Annotated in this window: 2 protein-coding genes; one reads left to right on the top strand and one right to left on the bottom strand. The window is 62.0% G+C overall.

Annotation, left to right across the window (positions count from 1 at the left end):
• On the top strand, window positions 1-585 hold a 585-nt coding region (locus tag FEM54_RS31335), incomplete at its 5' end, for a response regulator (protein ID WP_138454149.1).
• A gap of 37 nt (window positions 586-622) precedes the next feature.
• Here FEM54_RS31335 and FEM54_RS31330 read toward each other — a convergent pair.
• A complete protein-coding gene (locus FEM54_RS31330; protein WP_138454148.1) occupies window positions 623-2056 on the bottom strand; it encodes an efflux transporter outer membrane subunit in 1434 nt (477 codons plus the stop codon).
• Between the last annotated feature and the right edge of the window lie 16 nt (window positions 2057-2072).

Below are 2072 nucleotides of genomic sequence, written 5' to 3'. Positions count from 1 at the left end.
GATGGCGTCCAGGCGTTGCTGCAGTTGGAGTTGAAGGCTTACGACGTACTGCTGACGGATGTGAACATGCCGCTCATTGACGGCTATGAACTTGCCGATACATTGCGCCAGCGCGATGTGGATATGCCGATTATCGGCGTCACCGCCAATGCGCTGCGCGAGGAGGGCGAGCATTGCATCCGCGTGGGCATGAACAGTTGGTTATCCAAACCGATGGATATCCAGGGGCTCTATCTGTGTTTGCGCAGTGTGCTTGATCCTGCGGTCTTCCAGGCTTGCGAAATCGATACGCCGGTAAGCGATGTAGACGAGATCAATGTGCCGGAGCGCATGCTTGAACTATTCCTTGAGACCATCGCCCAGGATATGAGTGAGCTTAAAGCGCTTGACAGGGGGCAGGGCCGTAATGAAACCGTCCGTTTGCTGCATCGGATTCGGGGTGCGTTGGCGGTAGGCAAAGCTAAAAGTCTGATCCAGCTGTGTCGCGAGTTGGAGGTCGCTGTCGCCCGGGACGGGCTGGTCCATACCCATGCAGACGTGGCTGCTTTCATCCAGCGCGTCGAACGCGCTATTGCGAATGTATAAGCATTGAAAATGCCGCCCCGTTCAGGGCGGCTATGGGTTACTTGGATACCACTGATTCCGGCGCACGCCAGCCTCCACCCAGCGCTTTATAGAGCTGCACTACATCGAGATACGACGCGGTCTCCGCCTGCGTCAGCGCGTCCTGAGCATTCAGTTGCGTACGCTGCGCGTCCAGCTCTACCAGATACGCCGCACTACCTGCTTCATAACGCGCATGTGCCAGTCGAGCCGCACGCTCACTTTGCGCGGTAGCCTCAGCCAGGCTGCGAACCCGTTGCTGCGACAGGCTATAGGTCGTAAGCGCGCCCTCGGTTTCCTCAATCGCATTCAGCACCACTTGCTCATAACGCGCCTGACTACCCACCTCTCGCGCCTGCGCCCCGCGCTGCCTTGCCTTGACACTGGCCAGGTGCAGCGCCGGCCAACTGACCGAAGGCATCACGCTGAACGCACGGCTGCCGCTGTCGCCCAAATCCCCACCGCGCAAGGCCACAAAGCCGAGAAAACCGCCCAGGTCGATCCGTGGGTAAAGCTCGGCCGTCACCGCGCCAATGTCCGCATTCGACGCCTCCAATGCGCGTTCGGCGCTGGCGACATCGGGACGCTGGCGCAGCAAGTCGCTGATCTGGCCAATCGGCAAGCGTGTGACCAGTGCCGGCAAGGGTTTCAGGTCGGTGAGCGTTTGCAGGTCACTGGGCCGCGAGCCGGTAAGTACGGCGAGTCGATAACGGCTGAGCGCTTGACGGGTTTCCAGACTCGGCAATGTGGCTTGCACCCGTGCGCGCTCGGCCAGGGCGCTGGCCAGTTCGTCGGCGGTGCCGCGCCCGGCATCCACGCGGCCCTGGACCAGCGCCACGGTTTTTTCCTGATTACTCAGGTTGGCCTGGGCCACCGCTAACTGCCGTTGCGCTCCGCGCAGTTCAAAGTAGTGACGCGCCACGTCGGCGGTCACTACGATACGGGTTTGCGCCAGGTCCGCCGCGACGGCCTCAGCGCGTGCCGAAGACGCCTGCGACAGGCGCTGCAGCCTGCCGAACAGGTCCAGCTCCCACTGCGCATCCAAGCCGGCCTGATAGGTCTTGGCCAGGTTGCGCTCACCGCTCGGGCCGGGGTTGGCCTGGGACAGGCTACGGGAATAAGCCCCGCTGGCGGTCACCGTTGGCAGTTGGTCCAACTGACGCTGATCCAGCACCGCACGTGCCTCCAGCAACCGGGCCTGGGCGATGCGCAGGTCATGGTTACGCGCCAGCGCTTGATCGATCAGCGCATCCAGTTGTGGGTCCTGGAATTGTCGCCACCAATCCTGTTGCACGCGGGTGCTGCTATACAGCGCGGTATCGGGGCTTTGAGTCAGCTCTACTGCGGGCTCGTTACTGGCCCGGTAGTCCGGGCCGACGGTACAGCCCGTCATCCAGGCCGAGCAGACCAGCAGCGCGAGCGGGCGAATCACGAAGGTATTAAAGGGGTGCATATATGTCTCCTTACAC

It is taken from the genome of Pseudomonas edaphica, from assembly GCF_005863185.1.
Lineage (GTDB): Bacteria > Pseudomonadota > Gammaproteobacteria > Pseudomonadales > Pseudomonadaceae > Aquipseudomonas > Aquipseudomonas edaphica.
Note: the sequence above shows the minus strand (reverse complement) of the source record. Positions and strands in the feature narration are given on the sequence as shown.

Coding starts and splice junctions, on each gene's coding strand:
- FEM54_RS31330 (WP_138454148.1), bottom strand. CDS start 2,056: ATGCACCCCTTTAATACCTTCGTGATTCGCCCGCTCGCGCTGCTGGTC.